16 protein-coding genes and 1 pseudogene are annotated in these 16,656 nt (G+C 59.6%); 7 read left to right on the forward strand and 10 right to left on the reverse strand.

Annotated elements, in window-relative coordinates:
• The first annotated feature begins 137 nt into the window (after positions 1 to 137).
• Positions 138 to 992, forward strand: coding sequence for a L,D-transpeptidase family protein (locus tag AC0V6M_RS02610; protein ID WP_486137312.1), 855 nt, complete (start codon positions 138 to 140; stop codon positions 990 to 992).
• 38 nt (positions 993 to 1,030) lie between these two features.
• Here the strand turns inward: AC0V6M_RS02610 and tilS are convergent, their stop codons facing one another.
• From tilS to AC0V6M_RS02635, 5 genes are all read right to left on the reverse strand, one after another.
• Positions 1,031 to 1,954: a tRNA lysidine(34) synthetase TilS gene (tilS, locus tag AC0V6M_RS02615; RefSeq protein WP_486137313.1), complete on the reverse strand. Its 924-nt coding sequence runs from the start codon at positions 1,952 to 1,954 to the stop codon at positions 1,031 to 1,033.
• 88 nt (positions 1,955 to 2,042) lie between these two features.
• Positions 2,043 to 3,014, reverse strand: a complete 972-nt coding sequence (locus tag AC0V6M_RS02620; protein ID WP_486137314.1) for a tetratricopeptide repeat protein — start codon at positions 3,012 to 3,014, stop codon at positions 2,043 to 2,045.
• Between the two features lie 291 nt (positions 3,015 to 3,305).
• A complete protein-coding gene (locus AC0V6M_RS02625) occupies positions 3,306 to 4,127 on the reverse strand; it encodes a helix-turn-helix domain-containing protein (RefSeq protein ID WP_486137315.1) in 822 nt (273 codons plus the stop codon).
• Positions 4,128 to 4,303: 176 nt separating this feature from the next.
• The gene (ptsP, locus tag AC0V6M_RS02630; protein WP_486137316.1) at positions 4,304 to 6,574 is read right to left on the reverse strand and encodes a phosphoenolpyruvate--protein phosphotransferase; all 2,271 of its coding nucleotides are present in this window, start codon (positions 6,572 to 6,574) and stop codon (positions 4,304 to 4,306) included.
• A 406-nt stretch (positions 6,575 to 6,980) separates the two neighbouring features.
• A complete protein-coding gene (locus AC0V6M_RS02635; RefSeq protein ID WP_486137318.1) occupies positions 6,981 to 7,148 on the reverse strand; it encodes a YdcH family protein in 168 nt (55 codons plus the stop codon).
• 335 nt (positions 7,149 to 7,483) lie between these two features.
• Between AC0V6M_RS02635 and AC0V6M_RS02640 the strand changes: the two genes are divergently transcribed.
• Complete coding sequence (locus AC0V6M_RS02640) at positions 7,484 to 7,693, forward strand: YdcH family protein (RefSeq protein ID WP_486137319.1); 210 nt, start codon at positions 7,484 to 7,486, stop codon at positions 7,691 to 7,693.
• 128 nt (positions 7,694 to 7,821) lie between these two features.
• Positions 7,822 to 8,283, forward strand: a complete 462-nt coding sequence (locus AC0V6M_RS02645) for a DUF1465 family protein (RefSeq protein ID WP_486137320.1) — start codon at positions 7,822 to 7,824, stop codon at positions 8,281 to 8,283.
• Positions 8,284 to 8,340: 57 nt separating this feature from the next.
• On the opposite strand, the gene glpK is transcribed toward AC0V6M_RS02645, so the two are convergent.
• Entirely contained in the window at positions 8,341 to 9,810 is a 1,470-nt protein-coding gene (gene glpK, locus AC0V6M_RS02650) for a glycerol kinase GlpK (protein ID WP_486137321.1), read from the reverse strand.
• Positions 9,811 to 9,906: 96 nt separating this feature from the next.
• Here glpK and AC0V6M_RS02655 point away from each other — a divergent pair, with 96 nt between their 5' ends.
• Positions 9,907 to 10,779: an MBL fold metallo-hydrolase gene (locus AC0V6M_RS02655; protein WP_486137322.1), complete on the forward strand. Its 873-nt coding sequence runs from the start codon at positions 9,907 to 9,909 to the stop codon at positions 10,777 to 10,779.
• An 88-nt stretch (positions 10,780 to 10,867) separates the two neighbouring features.
• Positions 10,868 to 11,870: pseudogene (gene nadA, locus AC0V6M_RS02660) on the forward strand (quinolinate synthase NadA).
• A gap of 387 nt (positions 11,871 to 12,257) precedes the next feature.
• On the opposite strand, the gene AC0V6M_RS02665 reads toward nadA, so the two are convergent.
• The gene (locus AC0V6M_RS02665; RefSeq protein ID WP_486137323.1) at positions 12,258 to 12,551 is read right to left on the reverse strand and encodes a GIY-YIG nuclease family protein; all 294 of its coding nucleotides are present in this window, start codon (positions 12,549 to 12,551) and stop codon (positions 12,258 to 12,260) included.
• Positions 12,548 to 13,492 (reverse strand): DMT family transporter, encoded by a 945-nt coding sequence (locus AC0V6M_RS02670; RefSeq protein ID WP_486137324.1) that lies wholly within the window; start codon positions 13,490 to 13,492, stop codon positions 12,548 to 12,550. Before AC0V6M_RS02670 ends, AC0V6M_RS02665 begins: the two co-directional genes overlap by 4 nt.
• Positions 13,493 to 13,558: 66 nt before the next feature.
• Between AC0V6M_RS02670 and AC0V6M_RS02675 the strand changes: the two genes are divergently transcribed.
• Positions 13,559 to 14,677 carry an alkene reductase gene (locus AC0V6M_RS02675; protein ID WP_486137326.1) on the forward strand — a complete coding sequence of 373 codons (1,119 nt, stop codon included), beginning with the start codon at positions 13,559 to 13,561 and terminating at the stop codon, positions 14,675 to 14,677.
• On the opposite strand, the gene AC0V6M_RS02680 is transcribed toward AC0V6M_RS02675, so the two are convergent.
• Positions 14,678 to 15,046, reverse strand: coding sequence for a hypothetical protein (locus tag AC0V6M_RS02680; RefSeq protein WP_486137328.1), 369 nt, complete (start codon positions 15,044 to 15,046; stop codon positions 14,678 to 14,680).
• Complete coding sequence (gene lipB, locus AC0V6M_RS02685) at positions 15,031 to 15,744, reverse strand: lipoyl(octanoyl) transferase LipB (RefSeq protein WP_486137329.1); 714 nt, start codon at positions 15,742 to 15,744, stop codon at positions 15,031 to 15,033. Before lipB ends, AC0V6M_RS02680 begins: the two co-directional genes overlap by 16 nt.
• A gap of 64 nt (positions 15,745 to 15,808) precedes the next feature.
• Here lipB and AC0V6M_RS02690 point away from each other — a divergent pair, with 64 nt between their 5' ends.
• Positions 15,809 to 16,651 (forward strand): DUF7847 domain-containing protein, encoded by an 843-nt coding sequence (locus AC0V6M_RS02690; protein ID WP_486137330.1) that lies wholly within the window; start codon positions 15,809 to 15,811, stop codon positions 16,649 to 16,651.
• Positions 16,652 to 16,656 lie beyond the last annotated feature (5 nt).

Below are 16,656 nucleotides of genomic sequence, written 5' to 3' on the forward strand. Positions count from 1 at the left end.
AGCTAGGCCGTTAGCAAAACGAAATTCAGCTAAAACTCGCCCTGCCGTTAACACTTTCGCATGGGGACCGTCTCGCGAAGGGACGCGCCTTCGTTAGCCTCTAGCGACTCACGAAAGTTTACGGCATAATGCGCCGCATGTTGAAACTCACAAAATCTGCCCGCATTGCTGCCGCGATCACCATCGTTTCGCTTGCTGGCACATCTAGCCTAGCCGACGATCAGACCCCTGCCGCTGAAGCAGCGGAGGCCGCTGAACAAGTGGCCGATGCCGCCGCTCAAGAGGCGATCCGTCCAATCGATCCAACGACTGGCGGCGAATCGCTGGTGATCGACCCGAGCCTGCCGGCCCCATACGATCCAGCAGCCGCTGAGATTGCCGCTGGCCTGCCGCCAATTGGCGAGGTCGCTTCAGAGTTGCCGGAAACCACGCCCCGCGCCGCTGGCCGGGAAGCGGGTGTAACCGCAGCTCGCATGATTTCTCGCGAGATTATCCAAGACGTGCCACCTCCTCCGCCAGAGCCGGACGATCCCTTCGTGGTGAATTCGATCCTGCCGATTGAAGGCACGATCCGCTACGGCGAATGGTTCTGGGACGAAAGCAACGCGCCCAAGACCGGCAAGCTGGTGATCACGGTTGACCTTGATGCCCGCGTAATCAGCGCATTTCGCGATGGCCACGAAATCGGCACCGCCGTTGCTCTGCTAGGCACAAAGTCGCACCCAACCCCGCTCGGCACATTCCCAATCCTGACCAAGGAAAAGGACAATGTGTCTGAGAAATATAACAACGCGCCGATGCCTTACACGCTGCGCCTGACCTGGGATGGCATCGCCATTCACGGCTCGCCAGTGCTGAATGGCTATGCCAGCCACGGCTGTGTCGGTGTGCCAGAAGAATTCGCAGCCAAATTGTTCGCCATCGCTAAGCGCGGCGACAAGGTTGTGATTACACGCGGCCAGATGATAGGCGTGGGGGACGCAATCATCTGATCCGCTGATGCGGTGTGCGCAAACGCGCCGAGCGCTGCTTAGTGCACCGCTCTGGGCGGTTCGGGGGCGAACCGCCACACCCGCATCATCATTCCCAGTTTCGCGATTTTTTCCGTTCCCGGCGTAATCAGCACGCCGGACAGCGAAGCATTGTCGCCCTCCCACAGGCGGTCGAACGCGCGGCTCGCTTCGCTGCGGCTCGCTTGCCCGCCAAGGGCGGCGACGATGCGAATGATGGTCTCAATCGAGATCGCGCGCGGGACATTGGCGTAATATTTGTATTCGGGCGCGCCGCCGCTGCCCTCTTCTCGGTAAACCTGAGTTTCCCAATCCTCATCCGCGTACCATTCGATTGCTCGCCAGGCATCGGACAGATTCTGCGCGCTGTTTGCGAGCGCGCTGGCATCGAGCCAATCGGCCTCTGCAATGCGCGCGCGCATCCGCGCCCGGTCATAGCGATCATCGCGGTTGGATGGGTCATCGGCGGCGGTAATTCCGGCATCAGCGACGACTTGCTCCAACTCGGCTTTGCACCAGCTCAACAACGGGCGCAGCAGCGCCATCTCCGTTCCGGGCAGTTTGGTCGCCGCGCGCACTCCGGCAAGGCCCGACAGACCGCTGCCCCTGCCAAGGCGCATCAGCAGGGTCTCCGCCTGATCATCAGCATGATGCGCGGTCGCGACCGCTCCAAGCTGATGATCAGCCGCCCACTCGGCGAGCGCAGCGTAGCGCGCATCGCGCGCCTTCGCCTGCACATTGCCGCTGGCAAGCTCAACGCTCAATGCAGTGAAAGGCACGCCAAGCTCGGCGCAAATACGCTCCACCAATGCCACTTCGCTAGCGGCTTCAGCCCTAAGCCCGTGATTGACGCTGGCGACCGCAATATCGCCGCCAATTTCGGCTGCACACGCGTGAGCAAGCAGCAGCATCCCGAGGCTGTCTGCCCCGCCTGAAACGGCCAACCCAAGCGGCCCATTGCGCTCATCCAGCGGCCACAGCGCGAGTAAATCCTCGCGCCATCGCCTGATCAGATCAGAAGAGACCGGCCTATCAATTGCAGGTCACTCGCTGGCGATTGCGCTCATATTGATTGGACAGGCGCCCGCTGGCGAGCGCGGGATAGGTCTCGCCGAACTCTGCCAATGCGATGCAGGCCCGGTTGGTGTCATTAAGCGCAATCATCGCCTCTGAGAGATACAGCAGACTATCGGGCGCGCGCGGGGCCTGACGGTCAGCCTGATAATTGCGCAGGAACCACTTGGCCGCCTCTTCTGGCATATTGTCATCGAGATAGGCACGGCCAAGCAGATTGCGGCCATAGGTCACGCGCCAGTGCGAGCCATATTGCTCGACAAAGCTGTTTAACTGCTGCCGGGCTTCAGGATAATAACCTGCGTTCCACAGGCGGAAGCCGTAGGAATATTCATCATCGGCAGGATCTTCTGTGATCGGCTTTGTGATCGCCTGCACCGCCGCTAGGCGCTCTGCGCTTGGTCCGCTGGTCGCCGCAGATGTGCTATCTCCGGCAGACTGGCTGCCCGTAGCCGATGCGCCATTGCTCATCACGCTAAGGTTGCTGTCGGAGGCACCGAAATCAGTTCCCGTGTCGATGCTCGGTGCAGGGACACCGGCCGATTCAAGCGCGGTCACCCGGGCTTCGACCTGGCTGATCGAATTGCCATTCTGCTCCGCAAGGGCAGTCAGCTGCTGCAATTGCTGCTCCATCGCATCGAGCCGCGCGAGAATATCGGTAACCGCTGTGGTGGAGTTGCTGTTCGCCGGGCGAGCAGCGGTCTCACCGGGTGCAATTTGCGGCTCGAAAAAGCGGCCATCGCCGCCGGGGAAGACATTGCGCTGGAGCGCGCGAATTTCCGCCTCAATCTTGCGTAGACGCGCCTCAGAAATGTCTTGTGCCATAGACGGCACGGGCGTGGTCGCGACAACCGCCGCAGCCAATCCAGCGGCGAGCATGCGCCCTCCGGCTTTGGCGGAAAAAACACGGTTTGAAATGAGTGCGCGCATCTTTGATCTGGCTCCCTCTGTGCAATTGCGGCGCTTTACCAAGCGATTAAGACCCCGCGCCATGGCCAAAAGCCTCCGATCCCGAGACATTTGCAGCACGGCGCATCCGTCTTTTGGTGCAAAGCGCATGAATATAGCCCGAATCTGTGCCGAGGTCATGACGTCAAGTCGAGGGCCATAGGGTCTAAAATCCGTGGGTAAGATGCCCAGACGCGGCAAATGGCAACATGCGCGGCGTATTTCCCGCCAACTGCCCCCACGCAATTTCAGCCCAACCAGGCCAAATTCGCGTTACGTATCTGGGGTCGCTTCTTGGTCCGCCTGCTGCGCGCGGGCCAGCAAAGCATCGGCAGAGATCGCAACATCGCGCATGATGAAATCATCCTCCGCCAATTTGGGCACAGGCTTGCCATCAATCGTAATCGCAAAGGCATCAGGCCGCCCGGTCCATATTTGGGGCCCTTGCGCGTCGGACGGAATTTCAAATCGCTCACCGCTGGCCATCTGCTTTTGCAGCAGCCGGTTATCATTGGCGTCATAGAATTTGACCCAGACGCCTTCTTCCAATGCGGTAAAGACGACCTGCCCATTGCTGCTCGCTGCATTGGTGCCAGCCGCCCCGGCTCCCGCATTTTCGCCGCCATCAGCCAATACGGGCTCATCGCCAACCAATGGTGCGGGGCCTGCGCCAGATCCATAATAAGACGAATAGAATGTCGCCATTCCGGCAATCAGCAGGAAGGCAGCAAAGGCCCCTGCCCATGCGAGGCCGGAAGATGGCAGTTTCGCCGCATCGCCCGGCTCCATGCCGAGCGGGACCATTTCGCGTCCGGCCTCTGCGGTGCTGAGTTCTGCGCGGACTTGGTCGGCAATCTCCGCCTCGTCCAGCCCCATCATCCGTGCATAAGTGCGCGAGAATCCGATTGCGTAGGTGCGCGCGGGCAGAGCAGAAAAGTCACCCGTTTCAATCACTTCCAAGTGACGTTCTGGAATGCGCGTTTCGGCGGTAACCTGCTCTAGCGAGAGGCCGCGCTCTTTGCGCGCGCGGCGCAATTGTGCGCCCACGCTCTCGAGGGGCAGTTCTTCAACCGCTGTTTCTTGTTCGTCGTCCATGACTCGAACCATACGACCTTTTGTTTGCGGGCCTTTGAACAGACCCTTATTTTCCCCGAAGGTGCTTTGCAGCAAACAATCGGTTGCAGCCTGCGCTGTCAAGCATTCTTGCAGTTCGTCGCATCACCATTCCGACAGAACGGCGCTCAGGCACGCTCAGTTAACGCACGAATGCGTCAATCGGTTTCAATACCGCGATCAGCCGCCCAGCGGCTCAGCTCGTCGCGCAGATTGACGCCGGGGTCTGCCAGCCAACCATTCATTCTCTGCGTGATCTCTTTCAGATCAACCTTGCGCACCAATTCCTTAATCGGACCAACCGCCGCAGGTGTGATCGAAAGGCGCCGGAAACCAATGCCGAGCAGCGCCAAGGCCTCCAGCCGCCGGCCGCCCATCTCGCCGCACACGCCAAGCGCAACATCCATGCCCGTGGTCGATTGCGTAACGCGCCTCAGGAACCGCATGATCGATGGGCTGAGCCAGTCATAGCGTTCGGCGAGCAAGGGGTTCGCTCGGTCCGCGGCGAACAGGAATTGGGTGAGGTCATTGGTGCCGACGGAGAGGAAGCTCAGCTTCGGGCAGAGGATATCGAGCACTTCGGCGAGCGCGGGCACCTCCAGCATGGCGCCATAATAGATCGCATCAGGGATCAGCTTCTTCTTGGAACGCATGAAAGCGAGCTGCTCTTCAAAAACGGTCTTGGCCGCATCAAATTCCCACGGCTCTGATACCATTGGAAACATCACATAGAGCGGACGTCCGGCAGAGGCCTCAAGCAAAGAGCGCGCTTGAACCTTCAGCAGGCCCTCACGTTCCAGCGCCAAACGCAGAGCGCGCCAACCCATCGCCGGGTTTTCATCATCATTCGCCTGGCTGGATGCAAGATAAGGCACCGCTTTATCGCCGCCGATATCAACGGTGCGGAAAATCACCGGCTTGTCGCCAGCTGCCTCCAATACGTCGCGGTAAAGCTTCGTCTGCCGTTCGCGCTGAGGCAGAGTGGCCGAGACCAGAAACTGAAACTCCGTGCGGAACAGGCCGACACCGTCCGCGCCGGTCATGGCGAGCGAGCTCATGTCATCGCGCAGCCCAGCGTTCATCATGACCTCGATGCGGGTGCCGCAGCGGGTGAAAGGCTCCACATCCCGCAATTCCGCATAGGCGGCCTGCTTCTCGCGGGATTTGGAGAAACGCGCATCAAACGCCTCGGCCATTTGCGCGCTAGGCCGCACCGTCGCGCTGGCCTTGTCCGCGTCGAGCAAAATCTCATCGCCCTCGCGGATAATTCCGCGCAGGCCGGCTGCTCGGCCCAGCACTGGGACGCCCATGGCCCGCGCAACGATCACAACGTGAGCGGTTAGCGAGCCTTCCTCTAGGATCACACCTTTCAAGCGGCGGCGGTCATATTCGAGCAATTCGGCAGGGCCCAGATTGCGCGCTATCAAAATAGTATCGCGGCGCAGACCTTGGCTCGCCGCTGTGCCAAGCTGGCCAGAGACAATGCGCAGCAGCCGGTTGGAGAGATCTTCCAGGTCGTGCATGCGGTCCGCCAGCAGCGCGTCATCAATCTCACGCATGCGCATTCTGGTGCGCTGCTGAACCCGCTCAATCGCGGCCTCTGCGGTCAAGCCGCTGTCGATCGCCTCGTTAATCCGGCGCGACCAACCCTCATCATAAGCGAACATTTTGTAGGTCTCGAGCACTTCCTCGTGCTCTCCCCCGACACCAAATTCCGCTTGGCTGGAGAGGTGATCAATCTGCTCACGCATCTTGTCGAACGCTCGGTAGACCCGCGCTCGCTCGGCCTCGATATCGTCGGCCATGACCTGCTCGATCTGGACGCGTGGCTGGTGATAGACCGCAAGCCCGGAGGCCAACCCCTTTACCAGAGCCAGACCGTTCAATGTCTGCGTGCCAGTTAAGCCCTCGGCGAGGCCGCGCGCTTCCTCCTCATCAACCAATTCGGCATTTGCGATCAGTTCTGACAGCACCATCGCCGTGGTCTGCAGAGCCTCAATCTCAACATCTTCATAGCGGCGCGGCTCGACATGCTGCACACACAGCACGCCCACGGCCCGCTCGCGGTAGACAATCGGCACGCCGGCAAAGGAGTGGAATTTTTCCTCCCCTGTTTCCGGGCGGTAGAGAAAGTCAGGATGCGCCTTTGCCTCGGCGAGGTTGAGCGTCTCAACCTTGTCAGCGATCGTCCCGGTCAGCCCTTCACCAATCGCCATGCGCGTGACGTGCACCGCCTCTTTGTTCAGACCCTTGGTCGCGAACAATTCCAGCATGCTTTCGCGCAGCAAATAGATCGAACACACCTCACTGCGAAGATTCTCGCCAACAATGTCGACGACAGAATCGAGCTTGCCCTGCGCATGCATACGCGAGGCCATCACCTCATGCAGGCGGGTGAGAATTTTACGAGCAGAGGCGGCGGCGGTCATCACCGCTCCTCACTAGGCAATGGCGCCTGCAAAAGCAAAGCCGCCACCATGTGAAATTGCATTCAGAATGGCGACTTTGATTGCGGGCGCGGATCTAGGCCCTGTTGACAAACTTCCTCGGGTCACGGCGACACAAGAAACGGCCAGCTAAAGGAGTGAGGACGAAGGACATGCTGTTGCATATTCAAGGACGAACGACGCTTAGCTGGCCGTTTCTTGTGTCGCCCCCCGTTTTCGATCTCTTGGGGGATTTGACCAAAATTCGCACTCACGGCGTTGCAATCACTTGAAAGTGCGCCTCACTTCCTGCGTGATTGCGCCTTGTGAAATGCGAATTTTGCTTCAAACCGTGACCCCGAGGAAGTTTATCAACAGGGCCTATAAGTGCTGTGCGACCAGGTTGAAGTTAAATGCGCTGGATCTCTTCCTTCAAACGCAATTTGCGCTTTTTTAGCGCTTGAATAGTGGCAGCATCAGGCACGGGCCGGTTCATCTCGTCGCGCAATTGGGCGTCTAGCCCGGCGTGCTTTGTTTCAAGCGCGTTGACGTGGGATAATCCTGCAAACGATGCCATAAATGATCTCCATCATGATGAGGTTCAATAAACCCCTGTTGGAGCGACTCGCCTGCGTGCGGACGAACCGCCGAAAGACATAGAACCATAAGATCGCGCTCTTGCAAAGCGGTACATTAAGGCCATTGCGTGGCACGTGGCTGGCATCAGGCAAACGCCCTCGGCAAAGTACCATTCCCGCTGAACTGCCATCGCATTCGTACTTAGGGGGAACGCCTAGACAGAACGCTTAGAGCAGAAGTTTATTTGATCAGCTTATTGGTATCTTTGCGCGGATCGGCATAATGCGCGCAAAGAGCAATGCATAAGAACCCACAAGAGAGTGATGCACCCGCATGAATCAGGCTGAACTTGAAAAGCGGCTGACCTTATTGGTGTCGGAGCACCGCGATCTCGACGTCGCGATTGATGCCCTCACCGAGGCGGGGCGGAGTAGCGGTTCGATTGATCAATTGCAGATCGCGCGGCTGAAGAAGCGTAAATTGCGGCTGAAGGATCAGATCGCGCTAATCGAAGATCGCCTGCTACCCGATATTATTGCGTAAACCCGCGAGGCAGACGGAATTCTGCGGCTGTTTGTGTATCAGCGCGGGACGGTTTGTACTTTAACCCTGATATTCTGGTTACCAAGCTAGCGACACTTTCGCATTGAGCCTAGCAATCTGGGATACATATGACCCGCACCCCCAACCTTTCTCGCCCAATCATTGAGGCTCTCTATGCCGAAGCCCTCGTGCTGGCGGATGATGTCCGCGCGGTCTTCGCGCTTGGCACCAAAGAGCCGGGCATGGGCGAGAATGATGAAGTGCGCCTTGCCCTTTCGATCGAGGGACTGAAGACCACGACGCGCATGATGCATGTACTCGCTTGGCTACTGAACCAGCGTGCCTACTTCTCTGGCGAGCTGACCGAAAATCAGGTTCGCCGCCACGGCGAATTACCCGGTGACCGCGACAGTGATGCGTCGCAATTGGCCAAGCTGGAGCCAGAAACGCGCGAGCTGATCGAAGAAACTGTGAAGCTCCACGGCCGGATTGCCCGGCTTGATGAAGCATGGCGTAAGGACTTTGAAGTGGCCTCGCCAGCGCGCGCGTTTCAAGACAAGATTGGCCGCGCCTTCGGGCGTTTCGGATAGAGGTTTCTGCGGCGTTCCGGCGCCAGCCCCGTAAGACCCGGCGCCAGCCCCGTAAGACTAAGCCGCCGCTAGCGCCTTCTTCCATCGGGCCAAGCGCTCTTCACGCACATCTTCCGACATTGCCGGCATAAAGCTGTTGAGCCGGCCGCGCATCGCCTGCGCTGCCGCTGAGAGACCGCTGTGAATCCCTGCCCCCGCTGCCGCTAGCATCGCTGCGCCTAGCGCAGTTGTTTCGACGAATTCCGGCCGCTCGACGGTAATATTCAGCACATCGGCGAGGTCCTGGGCCATCCAGTCATTGGCGCTCATCCCGCCATCAATCCGCAATCTGCCCCAGCCGGTGCCATCTTTGGCAAAGGCCGATGCGAGGTCATGCGTTTGATGCGCCATCGCCTCCAGCGCCGCCCTCGCCAATTCCGCCTTGCCGCTCGCAAAGCTCAGGCCAGAGATCAGACCGCGCGCCTCCGCCCGCCAATGCGGCGCGCCTAGCCCGGCGAGCGCCGGCACAATAGTAACCCCGCCCGTGTCAGAGATGCTGCGCGCCAGCTCCTCAGTCTGGCTGGCAACATCCACAATGCCGAGCGAATCCCTCAGCCATTGGACCAGAGAACCAGCCACGAAGACCGAGCCCTCAATCGCATAGGTCCGCTGCCCACCAATCTGCGTCAGAACGGTCCCAAGCAGGCGGTTTTGCGAGCGCGGGATCTGCACGCCTTGATTGGTCAGCACAAACGCGCCGGTGCCGTAAGTCGCCTTGGTCTCCCCCGGCGAGAGGCAGGCCTGGCCAATCGTCGCCGCTTGTTGATCGCCGACCATTCCAGTGATCGGAATTGCGCGGCCAAAGATTTCAGGCGAGGTCTCAGCCAAGGCGCCAGACATATCGACCACCTCGGGCAGAGCGGAATGCGGCACGCCCAGCAATTCGCACAGCCCCGCATCAAATTGCGCGCCATCCAGTTCGAGCAGCAGCGTGCGGCTCGCATTGCTGGCATCAGAGATATGGCGGCCCGCCGTCAGCTTAAACGTCAGCCAGCTCTCAATCGTGCCAAAGGCCAAAGTGCCCTTTTCCGCTGCGGCGCGCACCTCAGCCGAATTGTCCATCAGCCAGCGCATTTTCGTGCCGGAGAAATAGGGATCGAGCAGCAATCCGGTGCGCCTTTGCACATCCGTCTCATGCCCCTCAGCGCGCAGCCCCACACAGAAAGGCTCCGTCCGGCGGTCCTGCCACACAATCGCGCGGGCCAGCGGTTCGCCGGTGGCTTTGTCCCATGCAACCACGGTCTCGCGCTGGTTGGTGATGCCGATGCAGGCGATGCGCTCTGACCCGCCCACTTTTTCGATCACGGCGCGCGCGCAGGCCAAGGTCTTGTCCCAAATCTCCGCCGCATCATGCTCAACCCAGCCACCTTGCGGATAATGCTGCGTCAGTTCTTCCTGAGCGCTGCCATGAAATGCGCCCGCCGCATCGAACAACATCGCGCGGGTCGAGGTGGTGCCTTCATCTAGGACAAGGATGTAGTCGGACATGGGATCCCTTACTGAAATGTCTTGAGCCACCCGCTCCGGCACGAAACAAATAACTGCCGCGTGACATGTGCCATTCTCCCATCCATATGCAAGTGCATGACCGGACTACCTGAAAAACCCTGGCCCACGGGCACCGCAGAACAGCTCGATCCGCTGATCCGCCGGGTGCTTGCGCCCAATCCATCGCCTTACACCTACACTGGCACACAGAGTTACGTGGTTGGCGCGGGCGATGATGTGGCGGTGATCGATCCAGGGCCGAACGAGCCTGCGCATATCGACGCCATTCTGGCGACCGTGGGCGATGCGAAAATTTCTGCGATCATGTGCACCCACACGCACCGCGACCATTCGCCCGCCGCCGCGCCTTTGGCTGAGCGCACGGGTGCGCCGATTGTCGGCTGCGCGCCGCTGGTGCTGAGATCAGATCGCCCGCGCGCCGACGAATCCTTTGATACCACCTATGCGCCTGACCGGGTTCTGGAAGACGGCGAGCAGATGACCGGCACCGGCTGGACGCTCACCGCAGTGCACACGCCGGGGCACACCTCCAACCATCTGTGCTTTGCTCTGGAAGAGAGCAAAGCGCTGTTCACCGGAGATCATGTGATGGGCTGGTCGACCAGCGTCGTCATCCCGCCCGATGGCGATATGGGCGAATATATGAAAAGCCTGGAGCGGCTGATGGCGCGCGATGACGCGGTTTATCACGCGGCCCACGGCGCCGCGATCACTAAGCCTCAGCAGCCGGTGCGCGGGATGATCGGCCACCGCCGCCAGCGCGAAAACCAGATCTTGCGCCTGATGGGTGAGGCCGCCCGGCCGATCCCGGAATTCATTCCGGCTATGTACAAGGGGCTGGATGAACGGCTGATCCCAGCGGCGGAAATGAGCGTCGAGGCGCATCTCATCGATCTGGAAAAACGCGGGCTGGCCGCCCAAGACGCGGGCGTCTGGCGCACGATCTGAGCTGGGCCTAAGCCACCAATTCTGCTCGATTTCGCCGCATTTCCTACCTATATGACCCAAGCAACTGAATTTCACGGGATCTGATTTTATGACCGCCCCAACCAAAGTGCCCTCTGGCAAAGACTTGCTGGCTGAGATTGATCGCCTGCGCAAAGAACGCAATGCGGTGATCCTGGCGCATTATTATCAGACGCCCGATATTCAAGACATCGCCGATTATGTCGGGGACTCGCTCCAGCTCAGCCAGATGGCGGCGGATACGGATGCGGATGTCATCGCGTTTTGCGGCGTGAAGTTTATGGCCGACACTGCGAAAATCCTCTCACCAGAGAAGATCGTCGTGCTGCCTGATATGGATGCCGGGTGCAGCCTGGAGGACGAGCTGTCCGCCTGAGAAGTTCAAGGCGTTTCGCGAGGCGCATCCTGATCACATCGCGCTGACCTACATCAATTGCTCGACCGAGGTGAAAGCGCTTTCGGATATCATCGTCACCAGCTCCAGCGCGGAGACGATCCTGCAGCAGATCCCGGAAGAGCAGAAGATCATCTTTGGCCCGGACCGCCACCTTGGCGGCTATCTGGCGCGCAAGTTCAACCGCGAAATGCTGCTGTGGCCGGGCGTGTGCATCGTGCACGAGGCATTCAGCGAGACAGAGCTGCTCAAGCTCAAAGAACAGCACCCCGATGCGCCAATCGCCGCGCACCCGGAATGCCCGCCGACGATTGTCGATCATGCCGATTACGTCGGCTCGACCAGCGGCATTCTGAAATTTGCAAAAGAGTTTGAAGGCGACACGCTGATCGTCGCGACTGAACCGCACATCATTCACCAGATGGAAAAGGCTCTGCCGGAGAAGAAATTCATCGGCGCGCCGGGCGCGGACGGAAACTGCTCGTGCAATATTTGCCCCTACATGGCGCTCAACACGATGGAGAAGCTCTATGTCGCACTGCGCGATCTGGAGCCGCAAATCGTGATTGAGGAAGACCTGCGCTTGAAAGCCAAGGAAAGCCTCGACCGGATGCTCGGCATGGCCGGCGGCACGGTAGGCCTAGGCGATCTGGGCAAGGTCGCGTTCACGGCGGATTGATGCGGTGCCAGTCTACTCGGTAATGATATGCGGGGAGAATTTCCCCACCCGAGCTATGCCAGACGCAGGCGGACCGGTTGGATTTTACGCAACCCGCATCGTTGAAGCGGAAGATCCGACGAGCGCTGAGAACTTCGCCGTTCAGATGCTACGGGACGAGTATCATGCTTTGCTCGGAGAGAGGCAATCTGACGATCCCGAGCCAGTGATGTGTCTCGACGAAATGAGAGAGCTAGAACATTTTCCGGAGGACTTCTCTAATGTGGGAGCCACTTGGTTTCCGATGAATAGCTAAATAGCCCTAGATGCCAGCGTGCGCTGGCATGACGTGGTTTTGAAATTGGTCCCCTAATCCGTCACCCCAGCGAACGCTGGGGTCTAGGGCGGTCAGCCAAGCAGTTTCAGGTAGAGATCATCCCAAGACGGGTTCTGCTCCTCGATTGCCTCAATCTTCCATGATCGTTTCCAAGCCTTCATCGCTTTCTCGCGCGCGATAGCCTCTTCTATCGACGGATATTCCTCAACGTAGACCAACAGTGTACAGCGATACTTCGATGTGAATTCGCCACCTTTGCCTGCCCGATGTTGATTGATGCGAGTGGACAAATCGGCAGTGACGCCAGTGTACAGCACGCCGTAGCGTTTGTTGGTCAGGATGTAGACGTGTCTGCCGCGCTTCATTTGCTTGGTTTGGTCCTTGTGGCCTGAGACCCCAGCTTTCGCTGGGGTGACGAAGTCTGCGCCGCCCTAGCCACCACCAAAGCGCTCCCCACGAGCACCATCCCAAGCAAATCGAGCGGCGTCAGCACCTCGCCGAACACGCTGTATCCAATCAGCGCTGCGACCGCAGGTTGGGTCAGCAGTGCCAGCCCAATGATTAGCGGCGGGAAGTGACCCAGCGAATAGACCAACAGCCCCTGCCCGATCAGCTGGCTGCTCACAAACAGGATCAGGATCGGTGTCCAAGCGTTTGGCCAAACTGGCTCGCCCAGCGCCAATGCGAGCACGAGCAGTACTGGGCAGGCAAACACGCTGACCCAAACCAGCAGGCTCCACGATCCAAACCGCGCCCGCTCCCCCTGCAGCGTGATCAGGTAAATCGCGTAAAGTAGCCCTGCGGCGAGGCAAAACAGATCGCCGACAAAGGTCGAGGTCGAAATCTCCAGACTGCGCCCGAGCAGGATCGCCGCACCCGTCAGAGCGCACACAATCGCGAGCAATTCAAACCCGCGCGGCAACATGCGCGCCATCACAAAACCGGAGAACAGCAGGATGATCGACCCCGCATTGCCAAACAGGGTCGCATTGCCCAGCCGGGTGAGCCCGATCCCGACATGCCAGCTCGCCAGATCCAGCGCGAATGCGGTCGCGCCCAAAGCCACCAGCACCAACGTCTTGCGCGGCATACCGCCCAGCCGCTGGCCGCTCATCCGCGCGAACAGGACCAAAAATGGCAGCGCCAGAAACAGGCGCCAGAACCCTGCGCTCACCGGGCCAGTGTCCGCCAGACGCACAAGCCAGGGCCCAGCCGCAAGGGCGATATTCCCGCCCAGCAAAGCCGCCAGCAGCAGCGCAGCTCTCGCATCGAACAGCTGTTTTTGAGACGCCCCGCCGTTTTCCATGCTTGCGCCCTAGCGCGGGAAACGCCAAGTGCGAACAGTAAAGCATTTCAAAAGAGGACCAACCCTATGCATGATGCTCTGTTCCAGCCGCTCACAATGGGCGCGCTTGAGGCCAAGAACCGTATCTTTATGGCGCCGCTCACACGCGGGCGTGCGGCCGAACCGATGTTTGTGCCGAACGCCTTGATGGGCACATATTATCGTCAGCGCAGCGGTGCAGGTATGATCCTGACCGAGGCAACCGGCATCAGTGTAGAGGGCCTTGGCTGGCCGTCAGCGCCCGGCATCTGGAGCGACAAGCAGACCGAAGCATGGAAGCCAATCGTAGAGGGCGTGCACGAAGAAGGCGGCATGATCGTCCTGCGGCTGTGGCATATGGGGCGGATCGTTCACCCTTATTTCCTCGACGGAAAAGCGCCGCTTTCCGCCAGCGCCACTACTGCGCCGGGCGAAGCGCACACGCCGATTGGTAAGCAGCCTTATGCGGAGGCTCGCGCGGCCACACTCGACGATATCAAGCGTACGATTGATGATTATCACTGCGCCGCTGAGAATGCGAAGAAGGCCGGATTCGATGGCGTGCAATTGCACAGTGCCAATGGCTATTTCATCGACCAGTTCCTGCGTGACAAGACGAACCTGCGCGAGGACGAATATGGCGGCTCGCCGGAAAACCGCACCCGCCTGATGCGCGAAGTGCTGGAGGCTCTGATTGACGTTTGGGGCGCAGACCGGGTCGGCATTCGCCTGTCACCCAATGGGGAGACGCAAGGCACAAACGACAGCAATCCAGAGGCAACCTTTGGCGCAGCGGCGAAGGTCTGCAATGATCTGAACCTCGCCTTTGTAGAGCTGCGCCAGCCAGGCCCAGATGGCACCTTCGGCCAAACCGACGTACCTAAGCAGGACAGTGTGGTCCGCAAGCACTACAAAGGCGCGCTGATCCTAAACTCTGACTACAGCGCTGAGGAAGCTGATGCCGATGTGACCGGCGGTCGCTGCGATGCGGTTAGCTTTGGCCGTCCGTACATCTCCAACCCTGATCTGGAAAAACGGATTGCAGCGGGCGTGCACTTCAACCCGAATACCAATGTGCCTAAGAGCTGGTACTTCCCAATTGCGGAAGGATACATCGACTATCCAACGCTGGAAGAAGAACAGGCGCGCGCAGAAAACGCGGCTTGATTACTCGCCTGCGTCCTCTTGGGGCGCAGGTTCAGAGGGCGTTTCCGGGGCCGGAGCATCTGCGGATGCTTCGGCCTCTGCCGTTTCAGCCTCGTCGTCGCCCGAATCTTGGCCGGCGTCATCCGCATCGCTACCACTGCCCGAGGAGCCTGGCGCATCGCTGGCACGCGGGGCCAATGGCGATTGCGAGCGCACTTCCTCCAGCGGCAGCATATCGTCGCTGATCGATCCGCCCAGCACGTCGCCGGTGGCTTCAGCGGTCTCTTCGCCGCTGCTCGCCTCTGGCGCGGCATCATCACCGCACGCCGCCAGTGCCAAGGCGAGCGGAGCAAGCATAGCCGCACGGATAGGAGTTATTGTGATGCGCATCTTCGTGCTTCGGCCTTATCGAGTGTTTCCAAAAATACGCCAGCATGGGCGATCAGCGCCTCGTCCCATTTGGCGGGAGAAATGTCGAGGCCCAAGCGCGATAGGCTGGTGACGCCGTATTCGTCGATCCCGCATGGGACGATCCCGGTGAAATGGGTAAGGTCTGGATCAAGATTGACGGAAAAGCCGTGCATCGTGACCCAGCGCCGCACGCGCACGCCAATCGCGCCGATCTTTGCCTCGCGCCCATCGACATCCTTGGTCCAGATGCCGACCCGGCCATCGACCGCCCAACTCTCCACCCCGAACCCGCGCAAGGCGGCAATCACCCAGCCCTCCAGCGCATGGACAAAGCAGCGCACATCTTTGCCGCGCTGGTTCAGATCGAGCATGACATAGCCGACCCGCTGACCGGGTCCGTGATAGGTGTAGCGCCCGCCGCGCCCAGCCTTAACGATCTCAAACCGCGGGTCGAGCAGCTCGTCGTCTGCCGCACTGGTACCAGCGGTGTAGACCGGTGGATGTTCGAGCAGCCACACCTGCTCGCGCTCGCGTCCCTCAGCAATCGCCTGATTGCGCGCCTCCATCTCAGCCAAGGCCTCTGTATAAGGCACCTGGCGATCCGCACGCCGCCAATCGATCGCGGTGATCGATGATGCGGGCAAGGTATCTGGTGATGTCTTGGCGGCGGCGGTCATATGATGATTGCTTGGGGGCATCGAGTGCGCTTATCAAGAGCGAAATTATGTAGGGGAAGTACACGTGAAGCTGGATATGGGCCAAGCCTGGACGCAAGCAACCACAATGCTGGGTGCCAATCGCGAATTGGTGATCATCATTGCTGGCCTGTTTCTATTTCTGCCGCAATTCGCGCTTGCCGTGTTTGTACCAGAGGCGGTGAACCCAGCACCGCCGCCAGCAGGTGACCCCGCAGATTTCCAAGCTGTAATGGATGCAACCATGGGGGCAATGACGGCTCAATACAGCCAATATGGCTGGCTGTTCATCGGCATCACTTTGTTCCAGACGCTCGGTACGCTTGCGCTGCTCACCCTGCTGACCGACACGTCCCGGCCTACTGTGGGCGAAGCTATCAAACTCGGCGCACGCGGATTGCTGCCTTATATTGGTGCGGCAATTATTATGGCGCTCGGTGCGGCCGTCGTCATCGGTGTCCCGATTGGTTTGCTAAGTGCTCTTGGGGGCCCGGCGATTGCGATTGCTATCCTGATCGCCTTCCCATTGATCATTTATGTTGCGATCAAATTCTCGCTCTACACCGCTGTCATTGCGATTGAGCGTGAGTACAATCCGATCAACGCGCTGAAGCGATCTTGGCAGCTTACTAAGGGCAACAGCTTCCGCTTGCTGTTGTTCCTATTCCTGCTGTTCCTCGCTTTTGGTGTTGTATCTCTGGTGCTGACTTTGGTCACTGGCACAATCTTTGCCGCGCTGGGCGGAACGATCGAGCAGATCGGCAATGGATTTATTACAGCATTGATGAGCGCTGTGCTGGGCGCGGTTTTCCTGGCCGTTTTCGCGGCCATCCACGCGCAATTGTCTGGCGATCAAGCTGGCAAGAATGTTCAGGACGTCTTCGAGTAAGCCTA

It is taken from the genome of Erythrobacter sp. JB3-1 (assembly GCF_057364995.1).

Coding starts and splice junctions, on each gene's coding strand:
- AC0V6M_RS02610 (WP_486137312.1), top strand. CDS start 138: ATGTTGAAACTCACAAAATCTGCCCGCATTGCTGCCGCGATCACCATC.
- AC0V6M_RS02620 (WP_486137314.1), bottom strand. CDS start 3,014: ATGCGCGCACTCATTTCAAACCGTGTTTTTTCCGCCAAAGCCGGAGGG.
- AC0V6M_RS02625 (WP_486137315.1), bottom strand. CDS start 4,127: ATGGACGACGAACAAGAAACAGCGGTTGAAGAACTGCCCCTCGAGAGC.
- ptsP (WP_486137316.1), bottom strand. CDS start 6,574: ATGACCGCCGCCGCCTCTGCTCGTAAAATTCTCACCCGCCTGCATGAG.
- AC0V6M_RS02635 (WP_486137318.1), bottom strand. CDS start 7,148: ATGGCATCGTTTGCAGGATTATCCCACGTCAACGCGCTTGAAACAAAG.
- AC0V6M_RS02640 (WP_486137319.1), top strand. CDS start 7,484: ATGAATCAGGCTGAACTTGAAAAGCGGCTGACCTTATTGGTGTCGGAG.
- AC0V6M_RS02645 (WP_486137320.1), top strand. CDS start 7,822: ATGACCCGCACCCCCAACCTTTCTCGCCCAATCATTGAGGCTCTCTAT.
- glpK (WP_486137321.1), bottom strand. CDS start 9,810: ATGTCCGACTACATCCTTGTCCTAGATGAAGGCACCACCTCGACCCGC.
- AC0V6M_RS02655 (WP_486137322.1), top strand. CDS start 9,907: ATGACCGGACTACCTGAAAAACCCTGGCCCACGGGCACCGCAGAACAG.
- AC0V6M_RS02665 (WP_486137323.1), bottom strand. CDS start 12,551: ATGAAGCGCGGCAGACACGTCTACATCCTGACCAACAAACGCTACGGC.
- AC0V6M_RS02670 (WP_486137324.1), bottom strand. CDS start 13,492: ATGGAAAACGGCGGGGCGTCTCAAAAACAGCTGTTCGATGCGAGAGCT.
- AC0V6M_RS02675 (WP_486137326.1), top strand. CDS start 13,559: ATGCATGATGCTCTGTTCCAGCCGCTCACAATGGGCGCGCTTGAGGCC.
- AC0V6M_RS02680 (WP_486137328.1), bottom strand. CDS start 15,046: ATGCGCATCACAATAACTCCTATCCGTGCGGCTATGCTTGCTCCGCTC.
- lipB (WP_486137329.1), bottom strand. CDS start 15,744: ATGACCGCCGCCGCCAAGACATCACCAGATACCTTGCCCGCATCATCG.